The sequence below is a fragment of the Devosia sp. ZW T5_3 genome (assembly GCF_044987315.1).
Taxonomy (GTDB): domain Bacteria; phylum Pseudomonadota; class Alphaproteobacteria; order Rhizobiales; family Devosiaceae; genus Devosia.
The window spans coordinates 316,462-336,767 of the sequence record NZ_JBJDRE010000001.1; the positions used below are offsets into that span (position 1 = coordinate 316,462).

20 protein-coding genes and 1 riboswitch are annotated in these 20,306 nt (G+C 60.4%); of the genes, 11 read left to right on the forward strand and 9 right to left on the reverse strand.

Annotated elements, in window-relative coordinates:
• Window positions 1–11: 11 nt before the first annotated feature.
• From ACI3KW_RS01555 to ACI3KW_RS01570, 4 genes are all read left to right on the forward strand, one after another.
• The gene (locus ACI3KW_RS01555) at window positions 12–1,052 is read left to right on the forward strand and encodes an NAD-dependent epimerase/dehydratase family protein (protein ID WP_404846630.1); all 1,041 of its coding nucleotides are present in this window, start codon (window positions 12–14) and stop codon (window positions 1,050–1,052) included.
• Window positions 1,053–1,223: 171 nt separating this feature from the next.
• A riboswitch (cobalamin riboswitch) is annotated at window positions 1,224–1,438 on the forward strand.
• Window positions 1,439–1,543: 105 nt separating this feature from the next.
• Window positions 1,544–2,377, forward strand: coding sequence for an ABC transporter ATP-binding protein (locus ACI3KW_RS01560; RefSeq protein WP_404846631.1), 834 nt, complete (start codon window positions 1,544–1,546; stop codon window positions 2,375–2,377).
• Window positions 2,378–2,387: 10 nt separating this feature from the next.
• Window positions 2,388–3,335: an ABC transporter substrate-binding protein gene (locus tag ACI3KW_RS01565; protein ID WP_404846632.1), complete on the forward strand. Its 948-nt coding sequence runs from the start codon at window positions 2,388–2,390 to the stop codon at window positions 3,333–3,335.
• A gap of 39 nt (window positions 3,336–3,374) precedes the next feature.
• Complete coding sequence (locus tag ACI3KW_RS01570) at window positions 3,375–4,436, forward strand: FecCD family ABC transporter permease (RefSeq protein WP_404846633.1); 1,062 nt, start codon at window positions 3,375–3,377, stop codon at window positions 4,434–4,436.
• A 135-nt stretch (window positions 4,437–4,571) separates the two neighbouring features.
• Here ACI3KW_RS01570 and ACI3KW_RS01575 read toward each other — a convergent pair whose 3' ends face one another.
• Both ACI3KW_RS01575 and ACI3KW_RS01580 read right to left on the reverse strand, forming a co-directional pair.
• Window positions 4,572–5,273 carry a glutathione S-transferase gene (locus ACI3KW_RS01575; RefSeq protein WP_404846634.1) on the reverse strand — a complete coding sequence of 234 codons (702 nt, stop codon included), beginning with the start codon at window positions 5,271–5,273 and terminating at the stop codon, window positions 4,572–4,574.
• A 585-nt stretch (window positions 5,274–5,858) separates the two neighbouring features.
• Window positions 5,859–6,056 carry a hypothetical protein gene (locus tag ACI3KW_RS01580; RefSeq protein WP_404846635.1) on the reverse strand — a complete coding sequence of 66 codons (198 nt, stop codon included), beginning with the start codon at window positions 6,054–6,056 and terminating at the stop codon, window positions 5,859–5,861.
• A gap of 1,228 nt (window positions 6,057–7,284) precedes the next feature.
• On the opposite strand from ACI3KW_RS01580, the gene ACI3KW_RS01585 reads away from it, so the two are divergent.
• Window positions 7,285–7,578 (forward strand): hypothetical protein, encoded by a 294-nt coding sequence (locus ACI3KW_RS01585; RefSeq protein ID WP_404846636.1) that lies wholly within the window; start codon window positions 7,285–7,287, stop codon window positions 7,576–7,578.
• A gap of 610 nt (window positions 7,579–8,188) precedes the next feature.
• Window positions 8,189–8,455, forward strand: coding sequence for a hypothetical protein (locus ACI3KW_RS01590; protein ID WP_404846637.1), 267 nt, complete (start codon window positions 8,189–8,191; stop codon window positions 8,453–8,455).
• A 187-nt stretch (window positions 8,456–8,642) separates the two neighbouring features.
• Here the strand turns inward: ACI3KW_RS01590 and ACI3KW_RS01595 are convergent, their stop codons facing one another.
• The gene (locus ACI3KW_RS01595; RefSeq protein WP_046144904.1) at window positions 8,643–8,972 is read right to left on the reverse strand and encodes a helix-turn-helix domain-containing protein; all 330 of its coding nucleotides are present in this window, start codon (window positions 8,970–8,972) and stop codon (window positions 8,643–8,645) included.
• Between the two features lie 119 nt (window positions 8,973–9,091).
• On the opposite strand from ACI3KW_RS01595, the gene ACI3KW_RS01600 reads away from it, so the two are divergent.
• Complete coding sequence (locus tag ACI3KW_RS01600) at window positions 9,092–9,946, forward strand: NmrA family NAD(P)-binding protein (RefSeq protein WP_404846638.1); 855 nt, start codon at window positions 9,092–9,094, stop codon at window positions 9,944–9,946.
• Between the two features lie 169 nt (window positions 9,947–10,115).
• Here the strand turns inward: ACI3KW_RS01600 and ACI3KW_RS01605 are convergent, their stop codons facing one another.
• A complete protein-coding gene (locus ACI3KW_RS01605; protein ID WP_113121598.1) occupies window positions 10,116–10,658 on the reverse strand; it encodes a cysteine hydrolase family protein in 543 nt (180 codons plus the stop codon).
• 88 nt (window positions 10,659–10,746) lie between these two features.
• Here ACI3KW_RS01605 and ACI3KW_RS01610 point away from each other — a divergent pair, with 88 nt between their 5' ends.
• Window positions 10,747–11,670, forward strand: a complete 924-nt coding sequence (locus tag ACI3KW_RS01610; protein WP_404846639.1) for a GlxA family transcriptional regulator — start codon at window positions 10,747–10,749, stop codon at window positions 11,668–11,670.
• A 225-nt stretch (window positions 11,671–11,895) separates the two neighbouring features.
• Here the strand turns inward: ACI3KW_RS01610 and ACI3KW_RS01615 are convergent, their stop codons facing one another.
• The 4 genes from ACI3KW_RS01615 to ACI3KW_RS01630 all read right to left on the reverse strand — a co-directional run bounded on the left by ACI3KW_RS01615 (window position 11,896) and on the right by ACI3KW_RS01630 (window position 16,453).
• A complete protein-coding gene (locus tag ACI3KW_RS01615; protein WP_404846640.1) occupies window positions 11,896–13,125 on the reverse strand; it encodes a type II toxin-antitoxin system HipA family toxin in 1,230 nt (409 codons plus the stop codon).
• The gene (locus ACI3KW_RS01620; protein ID WP_404846641.1) at window positions 13,118–13,708 is read right to left on the reverse strand and encodes a multiprotein-bridging factor 1 family protein; all 591 of its coding nucleotides are present in this window, start codon (window positions 13,706–13,708) and stop codon (window positions 13,118–13,120) included. The genes ACI3KW_RS01615 and ACI3KW_RS01620 overlap by 8 nt, the downstream gene beginning before the upstream one ends.
• Before the next feature lie 529 nt (window positions 13,709–14,237).
• Window positions 14,238–15,356: an epoxide hydrolase family protein gene (locus tag ACI3KW_RS01625; RefSeq protein ID WP_404846642.1), complete on the reverse strand. Its 1,119-nt coding sequence runs from the start codon at window positions 15,354–15,356 to the stop codon at window positions 14,238–14,240.
• A gap of 209 nt (window positions 15,357–15,565) precedes the next feature.
• A complete protein-coding gene (locus ACI3KW_RS01630) occupies window positions 15,566–16,453 on the reverse strand; it encodes a PhzF family phenazine biosynthesis protein (protein WP_404846643.1) in 888 nt (295 codons plus the stop codon).
• A gap of 97 nt (window positions 16,454–16,550) precedes the next feature.
• Between ACI3KW_RS01630 and ACI3KW_RS01635 the strand changes: the two genes are divergently transcribed.
• Window positions 16,551–17,414: a LysR family transcriptional regulator gene (locus ACI3KW_RS01635; RefSeq protein WP_404846785.1), complete on the forward strand. Its 864-nt coding sequence runs from the start codon at window positions 16,551–16,553 to the stop codon at window positions 17,412–17,414.
• Between the two features lie 60 nt (window positions 17,415–17,474).
• Window positions 17,475–18,617 (forward strand): MFS transporter, encoded by a 1,143-nt coding sequence (locus tag ACI3KW_RS01640; protein ID WP_404846644.1) that lies wholly within the window; start codon window positions 17,475–17,477, stop codon window positions 18,615–18,617.
• A gap of 229 nt (window positions 18,618–18,846) precedes the next feature.
• On the opposite strand, the gene ACI3KW_RS01645 is transcribed toward ACI3KW_RS01640, so the two are convergent.
• Window positions 18,847–19,221 (reverse strand): winged helix-turn-helix transcriptional regulator, encoded by a 375-nt coding sequence (locus tag ACI3KW_RS01645; RefSeq protein ID WP_404846645.1) that lies wholly within the window; start codon window positions 19,219–19,221, stop codon window positions 18,847–18,849.
• Between the two features lie 81 nt (window positions 19,222–19,302).
• Between ACI3KW_RS01645 and ACI3KW_RS01650 the strand changes: the two genes are divergently transcribed.
• A complete protein-coding gene (locus ACI3KW_RS01650; protein WP_404846646.1) occupies window positions 19,303–20,286 on the forward strand; it encodes an NADPH:quinone reductase in 984 nt (327 codons plus the stop codon).
• Window positions 20,287–20,306: the final 20 nt, after the last annotated feature.

Below are 20,306 nucleotides of genomic sequence, written 5' to 3' on the forward strand. Positions count from 1 at the left end.
GGAAAACGAACATGACTGAACGAGACGACGCGGCCATTGCCGCGGCGACCGCCGCCGGCTGGCCAATCGCCAGGATCTTTATCACTGGTGGCAGTGGCTATGTCGGCCGCAACCTAATCCGTCATTTTGTCGGCAAGGCCATCCCCGTTACCGCATTGGCGCGATCCGCCAGGTCGGAGAGAGTGGTCGCAGAACTCGGCGCGACGCCCTTTTCAGGCGATCTTATCAGCGCCGACCTGGTGCCTGGCATGGAAGGATGTGACGTACTGATCCACGCCGCCGCCGATACCGATCATGGTCCGGGCACCGAAAGCCAGCAGCGCGTCAATGAAGAAGGCACCAAGGCGGTGTTCAAGGCGGCGCGGGCAGGGGGCATCCAGCGAGCGATTTATCTCAGCACGGAATCCGTTCTGGCTGATGGACGCCCCCTCATCAATGTCGATGAACGCCATCCTTTGCCGCGTCGCCCCGCCGGATCGTATTCTCGCAGCAAAGCCGCCGCCGAACGCTACGCCCTGTCCAACAATGGCGGTGGCATGGATGTCATTGTGGTTCGGCCCCGCTTTGTCTGGGGGCGTGATGACACGACTGCCTTACCCCATCTGCTAGGTGCTGTTCAATCGGGGCAGTTCGCCTGGATCAGTGGCGGCGACTATCTGACGACGACCATCCACATCGCCAATCTCTGTCATGGCATTGAACTGGCGATCGCCAGGGGCAAAGGCGGCGAGATCTACTTTCTTGGCGACGAGGGGCCCGTTCGGTTCCGCGATTTTGCAACCGCGCTGATGGCCACGCAAGGCGTCACGGCACCAGAAAAGTCGGTGCCGCGCGCACTGCTACGTTTCATCGCCGGTGTGGGCGATCGGCTGTACGGGCTTTCGGGTGGGAAGATCACCGCTCCGTTGACCTTGCAGTCCTTCGCCACATCGGCCGTTACGATAACGCTCAACATCGGCAAGGCGCGCCGCGAACTCGGCTACGCGCCGATTATGACGCGAGAAGCAGGCCTCGCCGAAATGACCGCCAACCTGCAAAACGCCGCGCAGTGAGGCAATCGAAACGCGCTGGGGCGGATCGCGTCCACCCTGGCCTCACTTGCTTCTAACGCCAGTCCGCTTCCCAGGCGAAACAGGCCAGTCCGCACTCGACCCCATGCCGGCCATAGAGGCCACAGTTGTAACTTACCGAGAGCGGACATTGACAACGCTGCGTCCACAATGCCCTATGCACCCGTCGTAGGTTCTTCGGCGGCCACAAGCCAACGGGGATTAAAAGGGAACACGGTGCGACGTACCCATCAGGGCGCAAAACCGTGACTGCCCCCGCAACTGTGAGCGGATAGCTCTTTCGAGATGCCACTGGCCGTAAGGCTGGGAAGGTTCGAAGGCGCCGTGACCCGCAAGTCAGGAGACCTGCCATCGACACACCTTTCAACCCGGCCGGGGTGTGCCGCGGGGAACGATGATGGCGCTTGACGACACGACCAAAAAGCTCAGCCTGATTTCGCCCGCAATGCGCCCCGCATCTGCGGAGCGCCTCGGTGAACCACGTCCACCTTGCTGATCATCTGCTTCCCTTCGACCCGTCCGGCCGCACCCGGCGCCCGGCTGCCCTGCAGGTCGACGGGCTGAGCTGGGGACCTTCTGGAGCGGCGCGGCTGCTGCACGACATCGCGTTCAGCGTTGCGCCGGGCGAGATGCTCGCTGTCGTAGGGCCGAACGGCGCTGGCAAGTCCTCGCTGCTGCGGTGCCTCTATCGCTATCATCAGCCGACTAGCGGGACAGTCGCCCTCGATGGTGCTGACATCTGGGCCATGGCTCCGCGCGATTGCGCCCGCCGGATTGCTACGGTGCTGCAGGAGCCAGCGACCGATTTCGGCCTGACCGTCGCCGAGATTGTCGAACTGGGCCTGACACCGCATCTGGGACGGTTCGGTCAGGCCGATCTGGCCGAGGTGGAAAGCGCGCTGGCATTGATGGGTCTCACCAGCTTTGCCGCTCGCGATTTCGCCACACTCTCCGGCGGCGAAAAACAACGGGTGATGATCGCCCGCGCACTGTTGCAGAAGCCCGATCTGCTCATTCTCGACGAGCCCACCAACCATCTCGACATCCGCCACCAGCTCGAAGTGCTCGCGCTACTCTCGCGCCTCGACGCCACCGTCATCGTCTCGCTGCACGATCTGGCACTGGCCTCGGCCCATGCCGATCGCGTGCTGGTGCTCGACAATGGCCGCCAGGTGCAATTGGGCGCTCCGCTCGACGTGCTGACCCCCCAATCCATCCGCCGGACCTTCGCGGTCGACGTCGCCATCGACGCCCACCCTGCAACGGGCCGGCCCCGCTTTTCCTTCCATCTCAACGACAAACCTTGAGGATATTTCCGTGCGTCTTGCCTTCACCTTCCTCGTGCCGGCCCTGCTGGCCGCAACCACGGCCACAGCGCTCGCCTATCCCGTCACCGTCAAGAGCTGCAATCGCGACGTGACTTTTGACGCGGCGCCGATGCGCGCAGTGTCAAACGACGTGAACCTCACCGAGATGATGCTGGCCCTGGGCCTCACCGACCACATGGCCGGCTATACCGGCGTCTCCGAATGGAAGACGCTGGACGAGACCTTGCGCGCCAATGTCGAGCAATTGCCCGAGCTCTCGCCCGATTATCCGACCAAGGAAGTGCTGCTCGGCGCCGATGCGGACTTCTACTTCGCTGGCTGGAACTACGGCATGAGGGTTGGCGGTGAGGTGACGCCGGAAACGCTGGGCGCGTTCGACATCGCGGTCTACGAGCTCACCGAGAGCTGCATCCACATCATGGACAAGCCAAAGTCCTCGATGGACGACATGTATGTCGACCTGCTCAATCTGGGCATTATCTTCGGCGTTGAGGACAAGGCCGAAGCGCTAGTCGCCGGCTACAAGCAGGAATTGGCCGATTTCAGCGCGACGCTGCCGGCCAGCGCAATGCCACCCAAGGTGTTCGTCTATGACTCGGGCGAGGACAAGCCGTTCACCGCCGGCCGCTACGCCATCCCCACCGCTCTGATCGAGGCGGCCGGTGGCACCAACATCATGGACGATGTGGGTTCGAGCTGGGTCGAGGTTGGCTGGGAGCCGGTTATCGAGCGCAATCCGGACGTGGTCGTCATCGTCAACTATGGCGATGTCACCGCCGAACAGAAGATCGCCTTCATGAAGGACAATGCTGCGTTCAAGGATATCCCGGCCGTGGTGAACGATCGTTTCGTCGTGCTCGAATATGTCGAGGCGACGCCCGGCCCGCGCAACATCGCGGCAATCAAGCGCCTTGCCGCCGCGTTCCATCCTCAATGAGCTGATAGGGCTGGCCAATCCGGCCAGCCCGTTTCCACCATGTCCCACAAGCACCTCGTCGCCGGTCCACGGCATACCATTCTGCATAACCTGCCGCTGCTCACGGCCGGCCTCGTCATGCTGCTTTTTGTCGTGATGATGGTCGGCGTCAGCGTCGGCGCCATTGCCATCCCGCTCGAGGTGGTCTGGGGCGTCGTGGTCAATCACCTCGCCCCGGGCAGTGTCGAGGTCACCTGGTCGGCCGGCCGAGACAATATTGTTTGGGAAGTTCGCCTGCCGCGCGTGATCCTGGGGGCGATCATCGGCGCCAGCCTCGCCCTGGTCGGCGCCGCGCTCCAATCGGTGACGCGCAACCAGCTTGCCGACCCGCATCTGCTCGGCATTTCTTCCGGCGCGGCGCTCGGTGCCATCATCGTGCTGCTGCATACCGGCATGTTCCTCGGCCTCATCACCGTGCCGCTCTTTGCCTTTGGCGGGGCACTGCTCACCACGGCGATCGTGGTCGGCGTGGCCAATCTCTCCAACGCCACCAATGCCGGCCGGCTGGTGCTGACCGGTGTCGCCGTGTCATTCGTCGTCACCTCGCTGGGCAGCCTCGGCATTTTCCTGGGTGACCCGCGTGCCGCGCATACCGTGATCTTCTGGATGCTCGGTGGCCTGGGCCTGTCGCAATGGGCCCAGCTCCCCTATCCGCTGGTGGCTCTAGCGGGTTGCGGCGCTTATCTCATGGCCAATGCCCGCAATCTCAACGCCATGACGCTGGGCGATGAGTCCGCGACAACGTTGGGTATTCCCGCTGCCCGGTTCCGCATCATCGTCTTCATCGTCTGCGCATTGTTGACTGGTGCCGCCGTGGCCTTTTCGGGCATTGTATCCTTCGTCGGGCTGATGATCCCCCACCTGGTGCGCATGGTGGTCGGTGGCGACTATCGTCGCGTGCTGCCGCTCTCGGCGCTGGTAGGCGCCATCTTCCTAGTAGTGGCCGACATGGCCGCGCGTATCATCATCCCGCCACAAGACATCCCGCTCGGCGTCATCACCGGCTTGGTCGGCGGCGTGTTCTTCATCGTCCTGATGCGGCGGAACAAGAGGATTGGATGACGTTGGGTCGCAATCGGACCGACAACTTCATGTCCGGTTTCTGCCCGTACCTGGCCACAAGCAGACCGACTGCTCTCCACCCCCTTGGAGACCTAACCAGCCACTGTCGGCCCATTCATCTGGCCCATCAGGTGGCTAGTCGTTGAGTATCTTGGCCATGGAGGCACCGATCTGCCCACCGGCATAGGCCTGCCCATAGTTCTGTCGAGCCGTTTCGCCCAGCTTGGCGAGGGGCGGCAGCGCGGAGACGCGCCGGCAGAGCGCGGCGGTCATCGGTGCGGTTTCCTCCAATAGATCGTGGACTTTGCTGAAGCGCTCGGCCATCGTGGTCCAGAGCGTAGCGGTAATCACGTCGGCAATGCCTAGCGCCTGGCCGCCAAGGATGTGGCCGGTGCCCTTACCCAGTCCATTTCGCCGGCCAGTATCTTCCCAGATGCTCATCCACTTCGCGAGCCGAGGCACAAACGCCTCCCAGCGCTTTTCGGTCCACATGTGGTCACCGCCATTGAGGGTGATTTCGTCGATGACATCGTTGGCGTCATTGACGATCTTGATCGTCATGGCCCGCAATGCAGGCGTATCCGGCATCAGCTCTAGTGTTTCCCCCAGATAGAGGATGATGGCTGGCATTTCGGCCAGGGCCGTGTCGGCCTTGTGGTCGATCAGGACAGGTGGTCCCATGAAGGGCACAGGCATGTCCTCCACCGGGCCCTCCATCAGCCGCGAGATTTTCGCGTCGCCGCCCTCCGTCCAAGTTTTGCCAGCAAAGGCCAGCACAGCGCGCACAAACTGGCCTCGAAAGGGTACTGACCAGTAGAGAAGTTCGTAATCAGCCAAAGTTCATCTCCATCGCTGGTGGAATGAAACGCGCCGACGCTGGATTAGTCGCGAGGGTGTGCTTATCGCAAAAAAACCGGCGAGAAGATGAGGAATGCGGCAACGACCGCGGCGCATGCTTTGTGGCGGGACCTTAAATCCGCCCATGCGAATGGCATATCTGGCGTGTTCGGCAAATAGGCATGAAACAGCCGAAATGGGGCGCAACGCCGACTGAGTTTGCGCTGATTGCCGGCCGGCGGTCACCTGGTTTGGGCAACGCATCGTGATCGTCCGCGTTGCGCCCCAGTTCGCCGGCGCGGACTTGAGCCACTCTGACCTAGATGAGAAGCGCGTGCTCGCGGAACAGAACCGCGGCTTGGGGCGACGGCAAATTCGCGCTTCATGGGGGAAGCATCGGTCAATACCAGCCTGCGCCAATCTAGGCGATAGCTATGCCATTAAGGGCAATGTCGGGCTTGGCGTGGAGTTCTAGCCGCGTGCGTTGGGGAACCAATGCGGGGATAACGAGGTTCAAGACCAGCGCATAGCTTGCGTCGCTCAGGCGGTGCGTGGGCCCTGACCAGAAGGTCGGGGCTTTTTGCCTTAATCCGCCTCAGCCGATGGCGGCGCTGGATCAATGTCGAGCATACCGGCATTGAGTAGTGCGACTATTTCAGCGGCTTCGTTCTCGGCCATGCCATCATAGGGGTGTCCTGCAATCAGAACGACGTAGCCGGTCTTAACCTCACAGACCAGCCAAAGGTCCTCGTCATGGAGCCGCTTTTCGTATCTAGCTGGCATGAACGCCCAATGGCTACCTCGTTTTCGCGACCTAGAGCTTCTTCCACGGGGCGAGATCATGATCAAAGGCAGCGCAGGCCAGAGCGACGTGCAGCGGGATTCTGCCTTGCCGTCCTCTTACCGCTGGGGGGTATTTCGGCCTAGGCCTAACGCGTTGCATGTCTGCTTTCGGCTTAAGCCCATATGCTCGCGCTACGCTCTGAAGTCTTCCTTGGTCATAGGGGCACCCAACGTTCTATCTGGCGCGGTTTCAGCTCGGCGGTTAACCTCGTTAGACGGGTATATGCAACTGATGAAGTGGGACCGAGTTTACCTTTCTCACGTCAGGTCGCGTTATCTGGCGAACAAGGAGCGGTGGCATGATGTGTCAATTCCGCTATGTCGAGACTAAGTCGGACATTTCTGTCAATCTTCATCTTTATAGAATGCTGAACGGCACTCCACGCGGAGACGTAAAAGGGCCGGTCAGTCCTCACGTCAGCGGCCGGGGTGATGTCTATCATTTGGATAGCTGCCTGCCAGTGGACGTGGCGTTTGCATCTGCCATCCGGGTCGCAAATACGAACGACACAGAACTCGTGGTTACTGGCGATCGCTCACTGTGGGCGCCCTCTTGGGGCACGCTAACGGCGGATGGAAAAGACTTTGGCCCGGCGGAGAAATAGCGAAGCCATGAACCTTCATTCCATCATGCATTGAAATGTTGCCGCATACTGCTGCTCAAGTTTCTCAGCGATACTGTATTGTTCTTGCATAAGGGCAAGGGCGTTGTCGGCATAACAGTCGCAGAAATCAGGACGAGTGCCGGCACCAATACCAACGATGGCACCAACTTCGTCCGCGTTGCTGGCTCAGCGACGGGAAGCAACGACCCGGCCGGTCAATCCTGCATTTCCTCGAAGTCCGCAAGGGTGAGGCCCTTTGCGGATCTGACGCAGGCTACACGCCGTAAAACTCGATTAAAACTAACCCCGACACTAAGGGACAGTAGTGCCGGGGTTAGCTTAGACTGCTGAAGGTGCAGGAAATACCTGCCCGACAATAACGGCCACGCTTCACCGACGTTCCACTCGCCACGGCTCTCGTTTTCAAACTGTGGGATCGGGAGAGAGCAGGAAGGCGGCGACGTTCCAGCCTCTCTCCCCAAGAGCTCATCGAGCCCCCGCATTACCCTACACCCTGGGGGATGAAGTCCCGCATCACGAACACATCATCAAAGGAGGCCAACATGGCCAAACCAAACGCGGAATCGACGTTCCGTGCGAAAGCGCCTGGCATCATGGCGCAGCTAATCCCCGATTTCCCCATCACGCCGGACGATGCCGCGGCGATCCTGGGCAATCTCGGCCACGAAAGCGCCGGGCTGACCACACTGCAGGAAATCAAGCCAACAGTGGCAGGCAACAGCCTGGCACTGATATCCGCGTCATTCGTGAGATTGTGGAGCACAGCGCCGGGCCGCCAAGGTAGGCGCCAGATGGTGACGATCTGGCAATGCGGAGGGTTGCGCTTTTCGCTCTGAGGAGACCGGCTCAGGGTATGGGTCCAGCACGATCACCACGGCCACTAGCAACGCATCGTGCAACTTGTTGAATAGACGCATTGGTCTCTCCGGTTCCTGCACCGTAAACGTGGTGCAACGGCCGAAGTTGCTTGTCGCAGCGGCGGAAAAGATGACCTGCCAGAGGAGCCTTGAGGGAGGTCGGGGCGACGCCGCACTTTATCCCCGAGCCCACGTTGCCGCCTGGACTTAACAATGGCGTTGGCCAGGCCCTCGATCAGGTAACTAAACCGGGAGTAAAGGGCGCGCCGTCCCCTCAAATGAGGGGGTTGCCCTAACGAACTTCGTCCTAGTCCAGTCAAACCTGGCCGCCGGTCGCGGCGACGGGTACCGCGTCAGCAAGTGGTATAGTGTCGAGAAAATCGATACTTCCGATTTCGAGATGCCCTATGGCCTCAGAGGGTCACCCTTCGGGAATGGCCGGCCGTCTGAATCGTACCCCAGCGGCTGCCTTGACTTCACGATCAGCTCGCCGTCTTGAAGAGGTCTCTGCAGCTTTTTGGCTTCAGCCCAAGGCTCGTTCATCGGATTAGCGCTGTGCTACTTCGGAATATACGCGCCGATCCAGCAGATGTCTCAGGGAGAGCCCGACATCACGGTCGGCAGGACTATGCCTATCCTGGGCCCCTTCTTCGCCATTGGGGGATTGGGCCTGGTACTGGCCACCTTGGTGTCGCGCTGGCGCGGTGCCGATTTCTCCGTGAACCTGTTCCAGCGGAATGGGCTGCATCGCTCGATTGTGGTTATAGGCATGCTGACCGGCATCGTTGTAGGTCTATACTTCGGCATATTCGTCATGCAGCACATGCAAGCGGAATTCGGCTACGTGCCCAGCTAGCCGCCGCCCGGCCCTAGTTCCCCATTAAACTCGACGTCTGCGATTAGGCGCACCGGCGATCACGTGCACAGCATTGGCGGAGGTGTTGCCGATCGCACTACCGCTTTCGACCCCGAAACGGTCATAGACGCGCTGCAGCTGGTGTCTCAAAAGCAGCCACTCGCGTCCTATAGGATCATCCGACTACTCAGCCCGCAAGTTGCTCGTCCTCAACCGAAACACCCCAGGCGTTCATGGCATTCAGCACGCCACTAAGCGTCATGCCCAGTGCCGTTAATTCATAGACGACCCGTGGCGGCGTCTCGGCAAAAGCAGTTCGGGTCACAATCCCATGTTGCTCGAAGCGTTTCAGCCGATGGGTGAGCGTATGCGCGCTAATGCCGTCCAGAGCAGTTTTCAGTTCATTGAACCGGCGGGGGCCCACCAGCAGTTCACGAACGATCAGCGTTGCCCAAGGGCCGTCCAGCAACAGCAGGCAGCGTTCGACGCCACATTCTGGAAGACAGTGATCAGCCATGTTTGCTCTCTCGCTTTCCGTACAAAATAATCTTGCGCGGCGTCCATTAGTGCATTTGACGTAACCGATGCAAGGAATGCACTGATGCGTCTTTCTAACAGCTTAGAGAGATTATGCCTATGTCGTTCATCATCCACGGCGCCACCGGCGCACAAGGAGCTCCCCTGTTCGAACGCATCAAAGCGGCAGGTAAATCCGTAAAGGCGGCGTCGCGGAATGCTGAGAACGGAGGCCATGCCGTGGCTGCCGATATTGCCTCAACGGACTCTCTGATCAGCGCCTATGACAAGAGCGAAGGCATTTTCGTGCATCTGCCACAGGCCCCGGAAGACCTACGCCTGAGCTATGCCAATAACATCGTTGCGGCGATCCGTGCTGCGCGGCCTGCTCGCGTCGTAATTTCGACCAGCGGCGCAGTTGTCGATGCCCCAGATAGCTCGCTGCAGTCTCCTGCTGATTCCGCCATCATGACACTGATCAATGGCGTCAAGGACAGTGGCGTTTCAAACGCGGTGGTTGCACCCCGGCTGTATCTTGAAAACCTGCTGCTGCCGATGGTTTCGGCACCTGTCACGGCCGAGGGCGTGTTGCGCTACCCGGTTCGGCCCGACTATGCAGTTTCGTGGAGTTCCCACACCGACGTCGCCAAGGTGGCAGAACGCCTACTGCTGGACCGCACATTGACGGGCATTGTCGGCATTGGCCATTTGCCCGGACTGGTCGGGGCGGATCTGGCCGCCGGTTTCAGCAAGCATTTTGGTCGCGATGTGAGATTTGAAGCGCTAACGCCAAAAGCGTTCGGGGACCTGATCGAGCCATTCTTCGGCCCGGCCTTTGCCGGCGTCGTCGGCTTCTACCAGGCGCATTGGCAGTCTCCTGCAAACACCATCGACCCAAAAACCAGTGCTCAAACCCTTTTGGCTATCGAGCCTGACAACGTACAAACCTGGCTTGGAAACGCTTTGGGCCACTAATCCGCAACGATTGTCTCACCCTTTCTGCGGGAGCGCCTATCTGTAGATTTGGGCCCTTCGGTAACGGCGGCTAATACCGCTGGACCGGAGGGCTTGGAGTACATTAGGGGTTAGTTTGCCGCTCTGCAGGTAAGCATCCTGCACGCACATGGGCGCGGGAGATTTCGACCTACTTCAGGTATTCATCGGCCTTCACGACCTTGCCGTAAGCAAAGCCGAGGGCCGACATGAAAGCAGCGTGGACCTGATCTGCCGGAACCGTCATGCCGTCGAACTGCGCGTCACGGGTTGCCGCAGCATCCGCGACGACAGTCACGTTGAACCCGTAGTCGGCGGCGGCCCTGGCGGTAGCGTCGATGCACATATGGCTCATGGCCCCGATGATGACGACATCCTTTGTGCCCGCGGCGTCCAGATTTGCCTTCAGGTCCGTGCCGCGGAACGCGTTCGGGAAGTTCTTCACCACGACCTGCTCGCCTTCTTTGGGCGCCACTGTTGGAATGATCTCGGCTCCGCGTGTCCCGATGACAAAGAACGGCGAGCCCTCGGGGCTCTCGTGCCGGACATGGATGACGGGAATGCCCTTGGCGCGAGCGTCGTCAATTACCCTGACGGCATTCTTCACGGCGGCATCGACACCGACCAGTGGCCAGGAGCCGGACGCGAGGTAATCGTTCTGGAAATCGACGACGATGATAGCTTGCTTACTCATAAGTGGGTCCTTTCGATGCGTATTTATGGACGCTGGCTGAAGACTTCGCTATTGGCGGTACCGACAATTTGCGGGTTGAAAACGACAAATGAGCAACAACATCGAAATTGCGCTTCTCGAGTATTACGGTGCTCAGGAAGCTGCATTGCTAGGGCTGGCAGACTTGTTCGAGATCGCAAATCAGCCTGATCGACCTCAGATCAGGGTAACAAGATGGCGGGCTATCGGCGATGAGCTAGTACCCGGCAGGAATACCGGGGCACCGCTCGTCATGGTCATACCTCCGGGCAAGCAGGGGCCGGTTACTGCCGAGGTGGCTCGACCTATCGCCTCGGCGCTGCGGCAGATGCATGGTAGCGGCACCACGTTGGCGTCCGTATGTGTTGGTGCCTTCATCTTGGGTGAAACAGGGTTGCTGGATGGGCGATCTGCGACGACGCATTGGGGAGCAGCCGAGGTTTTTCGATCCCGCTTTCCGAAGGTTGACCTCGACGTCGATCGACTGGTGATCGATGACGGGGACATCATGACTGCTGGAGGCATGATGGCGTGGACGGACCTAGGCTTGAAGCTGGTTGACCGATATCTGGGCACCACGGCCATGATGAATACCGCAGGAACTCTGCTGATCGATCCTCCTGGTCGTGAACAGCGCTACTACAGCTCCTTCGTCCCAACGCTGACCCACGGCGACGCTGCTATCTTGGTGGCGCAGCATTGGCTTCATGCAGAATTTGCAGACAGCATCAGTCTCTCAGATATGGCCAGCAAGTCAGGCTTGGAGGAGAGAACCTTCCTGCGGCGTTTTCGGAAGGCGACGCACATGACTGCAACCGAGTACCTCCAACGATTTCGCGTCAATAAGGCCCGCGAGATGCTTCAGTTCGGAGCTGATGCCGTCGAATCGATTGCGTGGGCGGTTGGCTACAGTGATGCCAGCGCCTTCCGGAAGGTCTTCCTCCAAACCGTAGGCTTGTCGCCGTCGGAGTATCGGAGACGATTTCGCGCCTAACTTATTTTGAGCTCGCGCTTTTGCTGACCGAAACTATCTTAAATCACCAATGGCTAAGGTCTGCTTTGTTTGATCTTTACCCAAAACCGGACGGACCGCATCCCACCCCGTTGCTGCCCTTCGGAGTCGGATTGCAAAACCCAAGAGATGCGCACCACCAGCGCACAATATCTGATCTGGAAAGGGCGCCAGTGTTGCCCCGGGCACGTCCTGGCGCAATGGAAGCTATGACAATTCGCGATATAGCGGCACCATCGGCGCGTGCGCGTCGATCATTGTCGAGACCTTCTCTGCCAGAGGCAGGTTTTTCTTCTCTACCTCCCACGCCTCACGGAATCGTTGCACTGTCTCGGTCGCAGTGTCGATGACGAGCTTCTCCGGCAGGAGCGCTTTAGCCGCCATGTAGCGGAGTTCGTCGGCAGTGAGCTCGGTCATCTTCTTGGTGCGCGAATAGTGGAGGGCAGAGGTGTCCTCGCCAGCGATGTAGGGAATAGTGGAGACGAGGTCATAGGCCGGCGACAAAGCCGCGGTGCGTCCGTCGGGATAGATGAGCGACCAGTTCTTGAGGTGCATGTCGCCGTTGCCGATCAGTGCACTGAAAATCAATCTGCGAATGTACTCGGCGGTGCCGGCGTCGCCGGTTTCCGTACCGATAACGCGGCCGATATTCGCGTAGCTCGCCCGCTTGTATTTGTCTTCCGGGAAGACACCGAACACCTGGGCAAAGTCCTCCATGTGCGCCGGGCCATCCGCCGTGCGGTCGAAGCGACTGACGGCGAGCGCCTGGCCTTTCAGCTCTCCAATGCCTTCCGGCATCCCGGAGATAGCATCTATGTCGATGAGTTCGATGGAAGGCACGTCCATGCCAATCATGGAGGCCAGCCGCATCATCGAGAATTCATTCTCGGGTACGCCCGCGAATTGTTGTGAAGGCAATTTTACAATCCAGGAGCCACCGACGCCCTCGGCCGGGATGGTAAGGCCCCCATTCTTGTGGCCATTTTCCAGCGCCGAGAATTTGAGCTGAACACCTGCCAAAGAGAAGCGATAGGCGTTGGGCCGCGCGTCGGCGGGCAGTTCCTCGGTGACGCCCGGTGGCAACGCGTGGCCCTCGACCGGGTGGATAGACAAAGCGCCGGGCAGGTCCTGGCCCAGCATCCAGAGCAGGAAAAACTCGCGCTGTGGATTCACTCCGGCGCGCTCGGCTAGATAGCGGCGCAAATGGCCTTCGGGCAGCAGGTTGGAAAAGAACGGAGGCACCACGCGTTGCGTGGGCCGTGAGTTAGTGATCAGGCCGCCAAGATTGTCCTTGTACGACAGGCTCAAAGTCGGGCGATTGGCGTCCTCAACATAGTCCTCGTTGAACGCGAAGATGGTGCGGTCGCCCTGCAGGTGGGTGAGGGTGGCAATGGCCCGCCCGTTCAGCCGGACATCGAGAACCGAGACGTCAGGCATTTTCGTCACCGTCATCAAGCGCATAGGCAGGGCGCGGCTCGCTGGGTACGCCATGGGCGGCAGAGTTGCGTAGCCGTTGCAGGGCCTGCGCGATATCATGAACGACCGGATCAGCCTGCGGGCTCGCCTGGTGGCGTTCGAGGCGATCCATCTCGCCACGCACCAGCTGCATCTCCTGATCGCTTAGGTTTACGCGGCGGAGGAAACGCAGGTACGCCTCGATGCGGTCGAGGTCGGCTGAGCTGCCATAGACTTGCTTGAGCTTCTTCACGAGACGCTCGGCGCGCGCGAAGCGCTTGTCGTTAGGCTGACCAGCATGAACATGCATGTCGGGTGTAGCCTGCGACCTCATAAGGGCTGCCACGCCTGACACCAGCTTCTTCGGCACGAGAACAAGTTCGAGGTCGAGCGCGCGGGCCATATCGATGAAGCTCGACAGCCCCGGCTCCATCTTACCGCTTTCGATCTGAGAAATGTGGCTCTGTGTCTGGCCGGTCCGCTCGCTGAGCGCGCGCTGGCTTAGTCCGGATGCTTCCCGCACTTCCCGGACTTGGCTCACTAGATGCTCACTCTTATACCCCATGATGCATTATCCTATATCTACGTACATGCTTGATACAGGATGCAATATCAAAAGTCACATAATGATTTTACAAACTGATATCGGATAATGATCTAAATGGTAAGTTGATGCGCTATCATATATCGCAGAGCCGGCCAACGGGCGAGATCAGCTACTTTGATGGCCGATGGCTATTGCGGTCGTTCTACCTCCCCTAAAGTGCCGGAAGTTTGTCGCTTGCCTGCTGTCGCTGCTAAACGCGCTCTTCCTATCGGGCGTCTTTGGGAGGGCCGTGCGGAAAGCAGCCGTTCCGCTTTCGACCTCGTTTCGGTCATTCACGATCAATTAGCAGATTTCCCATAGCTGCCGTTCATGGGGGCATCTCGGTCCGACGGAAAGTTATTCAACGCTGCGATCTGACCGGAGTTCATCGGCACACCGGTCGGCGTCAAATTGGTATTCTCGGTTGCCGGTCCCGGTCTGGATGCAGCATGGGCCCCTGGCAGGAAGTCCCACCCCGGCGCCCCGTGGCGCAGGCCTGCAACTGCGATCAGCCCTCAAGCAGCGCCGCGAACTCCACGAGGTCGCCGACGAAGAATGACGGGTCCTCCCAGGCCGCGAAGTGCCCGGCGTTCTGCATATCGTGGAACTGGACGACGTTCCCCGAGGTCTGGCGATCCGCCCATTCGCGCGGCAGGCGCACGCCACCGGGAATGGGCAGTTCGGTGGCCACCGCAACTGGAATGCCGGTATTCGTGCCCACGATGGTCGGCGGCTGCACCGTGTTCTGGTTATAAATCCGGAAGGACGAGGCAGCCGTCTCGGTCAGCCAGTAGATCATAACGTTGGTGAGAAGCGCATCACGGCCGAAGCGCGCATCGGCTTCGTCGCCATGACCCATTCCGGCCATGAAGCTCATGATCCATGCTGCGAGCCCGACCGGAGAGTCATTCATGGCGAAGGCGATGCTTTGCGGCTTGGTGGCATGCACCAGGTTGAAGGCGCCGTGGGCGAAGAACCATTGCTGGATGGCGCCAGCATAGGCCTGTTCCGGTTGGGTCAGGACGGTGAAGTCCGTGGTATGGTCGGGATAGCCTACGTCGGTCACGTGATAGCCGAGCAGCACGTTGGGATGACGCTGAGCCAGCGACATCGAGATGATGGAGCCGCCGTCGCCACCCGCGGCGATGAACTTTCTATACCCGAGCCTCTCGGTCATCAGGCGGGCGAAGAGATCGGCAACCTTGTCCATTGGCAGGGCGGTCTTGCTGGAAAAGCCTGTGCCGGGGATCGACGGGACGACTACATGGAAGGTCTCGGACAACTGTTCGATTACGCGGTGGTAGCGATAGAACGAGTCCGGCCAGCCATGCAGCAGCAGGAGCGGAACCGCATCGGGGTTCTTGGAGGGCTGATGGATGAAATGCAGATCGACCGTGTCGATGTGGACCTTGAAGTTGGCAAAGGCGTTCAAGCTCGCCTCGGCCTGACGCCAATCATAGTCGTTGAGCCAATAGTCGGTCAGCCGCTTCATGTAGTCGAGATTGGTGCCCATGGACCAGCCTGCATCGGCCGGCTCGTCGGGCCAGCGGGCATGGTGGAGGCGGTATTTCAGGTCGATGAGCTGGGCCTCGGGGATGGCGATTTCGAACGGTGTTGGCGCGGTCATGACAGCGGTCTCCTGTGCGAAAGGCGTTTTTGTGAAGCCGCTGAGCAAAGCTGAGGCGGCGAGAGCTTTGTTGAATTGACGGCGGGTCAGGGTCATGTCGTTCCTTTCACTTGGCGATGCGCGTGCATGCGGCGCGAAGGCGCGCGGTCTGGCTTTGACGCACAACCACTGTCGCGACGCCTGGTCGATTGGTCAGCTGGTCGATTTGCTCAGATGGACAGCCTGCCGCGCATCACGATGATGCCGGCACCCGAAACTTCAGGCTCGGAAGCAAGGCTGACGCGCAGAATACTCCGCCGTCCCATCTTAGTGCCCTGCTCGATCTCCATCGCGCCCGAGATCATGCTCTCACTTGCCAGATAGGCAGCAAGCGGCCCGGCGGCAGTGCCGGTGGCGGCGTCTTCCCACAGGCCCACCGAGGGGTTGAAGAATCTTGCATAGGCGCGGCTCGGTGCGGCGCCATCGAGGGCGTAGACATAGCAACCCTCCGCTGAGGCGGCGGCGAGTACCTTCAGCAATCCCCTGGCGGATGGTTCGGCCCGATCGACGGCTGATATGTCGGCAAGGCGGACCAGCAGATGCGCCACGCCGGTATCGGCGACGCGCGCAGCAGGCTCGGATAGCACATCCTCGCAGGACAGGCCCAGGGCCGCAGTAAGCGGTGCCAGGTCGGTCAGCGCCGGTCCCAGCTTCAATGTGGACTGCTTCATGCGCCCAACAATCCGCCCGTCTACCCGGCGAAGCTCGATGGGCAGCACTTCGCCGCCAATCTCCTGCTGGAAGGTTCGCGGGGCCTCGATCGGCCCCAGCTTGCCGTCCTCAGCCAGCCACAGCCACGCACCGAGCGCATTGTGACCGGCCCCGCCCACTTCGACCCCGGCGGCGGTGAACGAGCGGAGCTTGAGGTCGCCCCGATCGCTCTGCATGACGAAGGTGGTTTCGGCCTGATTGAACTCACCGGCGATCCGGCGCATCTGCGCGTCGGACAGGTTATCGGCACCTTCCACGACGGCCAGCGGATTGCCGCTTAATGCGGTGTCGGCGAACACGTCAATGAGGCCGGCGACCAAGGCTGCACTGCTCGATTGCGGGGACACGGCTTAACTCCTATCCTGCTGATGGGGACGAGTGTGCACCAGAGCGCTTTCGTCACAAAACGCGCATTCCTTGCCCATATGACAAGGGAATCTAATCATTCGGCCTTCAGTTGAATCGCTTCGGATTTTCGAGATGTGCGTCCGCGTCGGCAGCTTTGCCGCCGCAGCGGACCGTTTGGCGCTGACGCCCGCCGCTGTCAGCCTGCGCATTCGCACGCTTGAAGCAGAACTTGGCCAACACTTGTTCACGCGGGTCAGCCGGCGGGTCGTGCCCACGCCAGCCGCCATGACTCTGGCAAGCCAGGTTCGGCGTGCACTGGATGGCGTCAACGATGCTCTGAACGAGTTTCACGCTGCGGTTGCCCCCTTGCGTGTAACGATGCCAGCGACATTTGCATCCCGTTGGCTGGCGCCTCGATTATCGGGCTATCGCGCGCCCGGGGGTGCTGCCATCGAACTCGACATTTCGTCAGACCTGCGTGATCCCAATGCCTTCGATGTTGCCATCCGTACGGGACGGGGAGGATGGGACCAACTTGACGAATATCCCCTCATGCCGCTCGACGTCACACCAATGCTCGCACCCAGGCTGCTTGTCTCACAGACACTGGCGGCGCCGGAGGACCTCACGAAATTTGACCTCTTGCCCCACCCCGATTGGGGCAAGTGGTTCGCAAGAACCGAGCGGCCCATGCCCAGCGGCCTGCGCTTCGCCGCCGTCGACTACTCGCTCTTTGAGCTCATCGCCAGTGCCGCGGTGGCCGGCCAGGGCGTAGGATTGCTGTCGCCGACGCTCTTCCGGCCGCTGCTGGACGATGGACTGCTCGTTGCGCCCTTGCCCACAGTACTGAAAGGGCCTGACTGGTATTTTGCCCTGATCCAGGAAGGTGACCAGCGCCCGGCACCTCGCGACTTCTGTGGCTGGCTCCTCGAACAGATGCGGCAGACGCCTGTTCCATGACCGGCCGATCCGAGGGCTTGACGACGGGAACCCTCCTGCTGCCTCTGCAGTTGAAGGGCCATGATTTTCGCTTCCCCCGCCGCCCGCTTGTATACGGTGTTCTTCGCTGCCAGCCTAACTCTGGGCAACTGGTATCCCCGCATCGCAGACGTGCAGGAACGGCTGGCTCTCGACAGTGTGTCACTAGGCCAGAGTCTTGCCGGTCTGCCATTCGGCATTATGCTCGGCTTCTCGCTCCTTGCCAGAGCGGTGCACCGTTTCGGTTTCCGTCGCACCTTTGCCATCGGTGCGCCGGTGATGGCATTTTCGCTGGTCACGGCCGCACTGGCTCCCTCCGCCCCTGTTCTGTTCTTCTCGCTCACGGCTGCAGGGGCCGCACAAGGCGCTCTCGGCATAGCTGGCAACGTCGAAGCCAACCGGATGGAGGCGGCTCTGGGTCGACCGATACTAGTGCGCGGACACGGGTTCTGGAGTCTTGCCACACTTGTTGGCGGCGCCATGGCCGCGGCATTTCGAGGGTGGGGTGTCGAACCGGTCCTGCACTTTGTGGTCGTACTGCCAGTTTCGCTCCTCCTCCTCTGGTTGGGACTAAAGGAGTTTTCGGCATCGCCGGAGCGCGACGACGAGGAAACCGCGTCGGCACCGATCTTAGTCCTGCCAACGCGCGCGATCTTTGGCCTGTTCCTGGCTGGCGGGGTGGTGCTTTATCTTGACAGCGCGGCTTCCGATTGGTCCGGCATTTTGATGCGAGATGCTTTGGGTGCTGGCGCCATTCTCTCTGGCCTTGCGTTTGCGGCGTGGGCGCTGGGACAAACCAGCGGGCGGTTAATTCATCCAACTCTCGCCGCTCGGGTTGCCCAGACTCCGATGGCACTGGCTTTTCTTGGCACAGCAGCGATTGGCGTCGGCGTGATTGCAGTTTCCGCAAGTGTGCCGATTACTATTCTCGGCTTCGTTCTATTGGGTTTCGGCACCAGTTCGATGCTGCCTTTGGCACTCTCTGCCGCTGCACGGCTGGCAGAGCGTGCGCCCGCCGCCAGTGTCGCATCGCTATCGCAACTGGCATTTCTCGTTTCGGTGCTGTCGCCGCCCGTCATCGGCTGGGTGGTTGGAGCCACCGACATACGGATAGCGTTCCTGCTTGGTCTGGCGCTGCTTGCGGTTAGCGCCGCAATTGTGATCACACGCCGGCCATTTGCGTGAGCTCGGTGTCCACAGCGATGCCCTTAACACAGGTCATCGTGGCAGAACTGCATAGCCCGGCAGCAACCAAGCGGCCGCCGCTACGGTCTGCTTCTGAGCCGTGGCTACTCAAGAGCAGACCGTCGTTTCCCATCCCATAAGTGCCAGCCCGCCTGTCGAACCCATGTCGGTCATTCGAGCCCTTAGCGCACGTGCCCAAGTCGTGCTGCGTCGAGCCAGGTTTCCAAATTTACTGACAATTCGGATCGGTTTGCTCAATGCCGGCAAAGCCAGCACCCCAGTTGCGCATGCTGAGGAGAACCGGCTCAAGCGAACGGCCCAGATCGGTCAGCTCATATTCCACTCGCGGCGGCACTTGCGGATAGACAATGCGATTGATGACCCCATCCCGCTCCAGCTCTCGCAACTGGAGCGTCACCATGCGCGCCGTTGCGTTGGGGACCATGCGACACAGGGCATTGAAGCGCAATTTGCCATTGAGCAAGTGAAACAGGATCACCGGCTTCCACAACCCTCCGATGACCGAGAGCGTCACCTCCACGGCGCATCCGGTGCGTTCGGCACGTCGACGTGGGCGGGTTTGGATAGGGGTGCTATCATTCATGATAGTACATGTTCTCTTTGTACGTACTGTTCGTGGACGTATCAAATCCCTAACTTCGATGCGAAACAAGAGGATCGTTCCATGAAAGCTGCCTGGTACTCAAAAAATGGCCCCGCTCGCGAGGTTCTTGAAATCGGTGATTTGCCGGATCCGACCCCTGGTCCGGGCGAAGTTCTGGTTCGCGTCCGTGCCTCGGGCGTCAACCCGTCCGATACCAAGAGTCGCGGTGGTCGCGGCATGGTCTTTCCACGGATCATTCCCAATCAGGATGGCGCTGGAGAAATTGTCGGCGTCGGCTCTCCCGAACTCGAGAGCCGTATCGGCGAACGCGTCTGGTTCTACGAATCCACGCTGGGCCGCTGGAACGGTTCGGCCGCCGAATTCACGACCGTGCCGGCATACAAGGCAGTGCGCCTGCCCGATGGCGTGAGCTTTGAGGAAGGCGCCTGTTTGGGTATTCCGGCCATGACCGCCTGGCGCTGCGTGTTTGCCGACGGTCCAGTCGATGGCAAGGTTGTTCTGGTTTCGGGCGGCGCCGGGGCCGTCGGCCGGTACGCAATCCAGTTCGCCAAGCTGGGTGGCGCCAGGGTCATTGCCACGGTTGGTAATGCGGAAGCCGCGGCATCAGCATCGGCGGCGGGCGCGGACCTTGTCCTCAATCGTCATGTCGACGATTTGGCGACGGCAATAGCCGGCTTCACAGGCGACGCCAATGGCCGTGGCGTGGACCGCTTTGTTGAAGTCGCGTTCGGCGCCAATCTTGAGCTGATCGTCAAAACGATCTCGCCGAATGGTGTCGTCGCCAGCTATGCCAGCGATGCGGTGCCCGAGCCAAAGCTTCCGTTCTGGCCCCTGGTGATGCTCGACGTCACCATACGCTTTGTGCTGGTTTACGTGATGCCCAAGCAGGCCCATCTGGAAGCGGCCGAGGCCATCAATTCGGCGCTTGAGGCAAAGCAGTTGACGCATCACATTGGCCGAACGCTGCCGCTTGCCTCCATCGTAGAGGCGCATGAAGCCGTCGAGCGTGGAGATCTGGGCAAGACGATTTTGGTCCTGCCGTAAGCTGGAATTTGGCAGAGCCG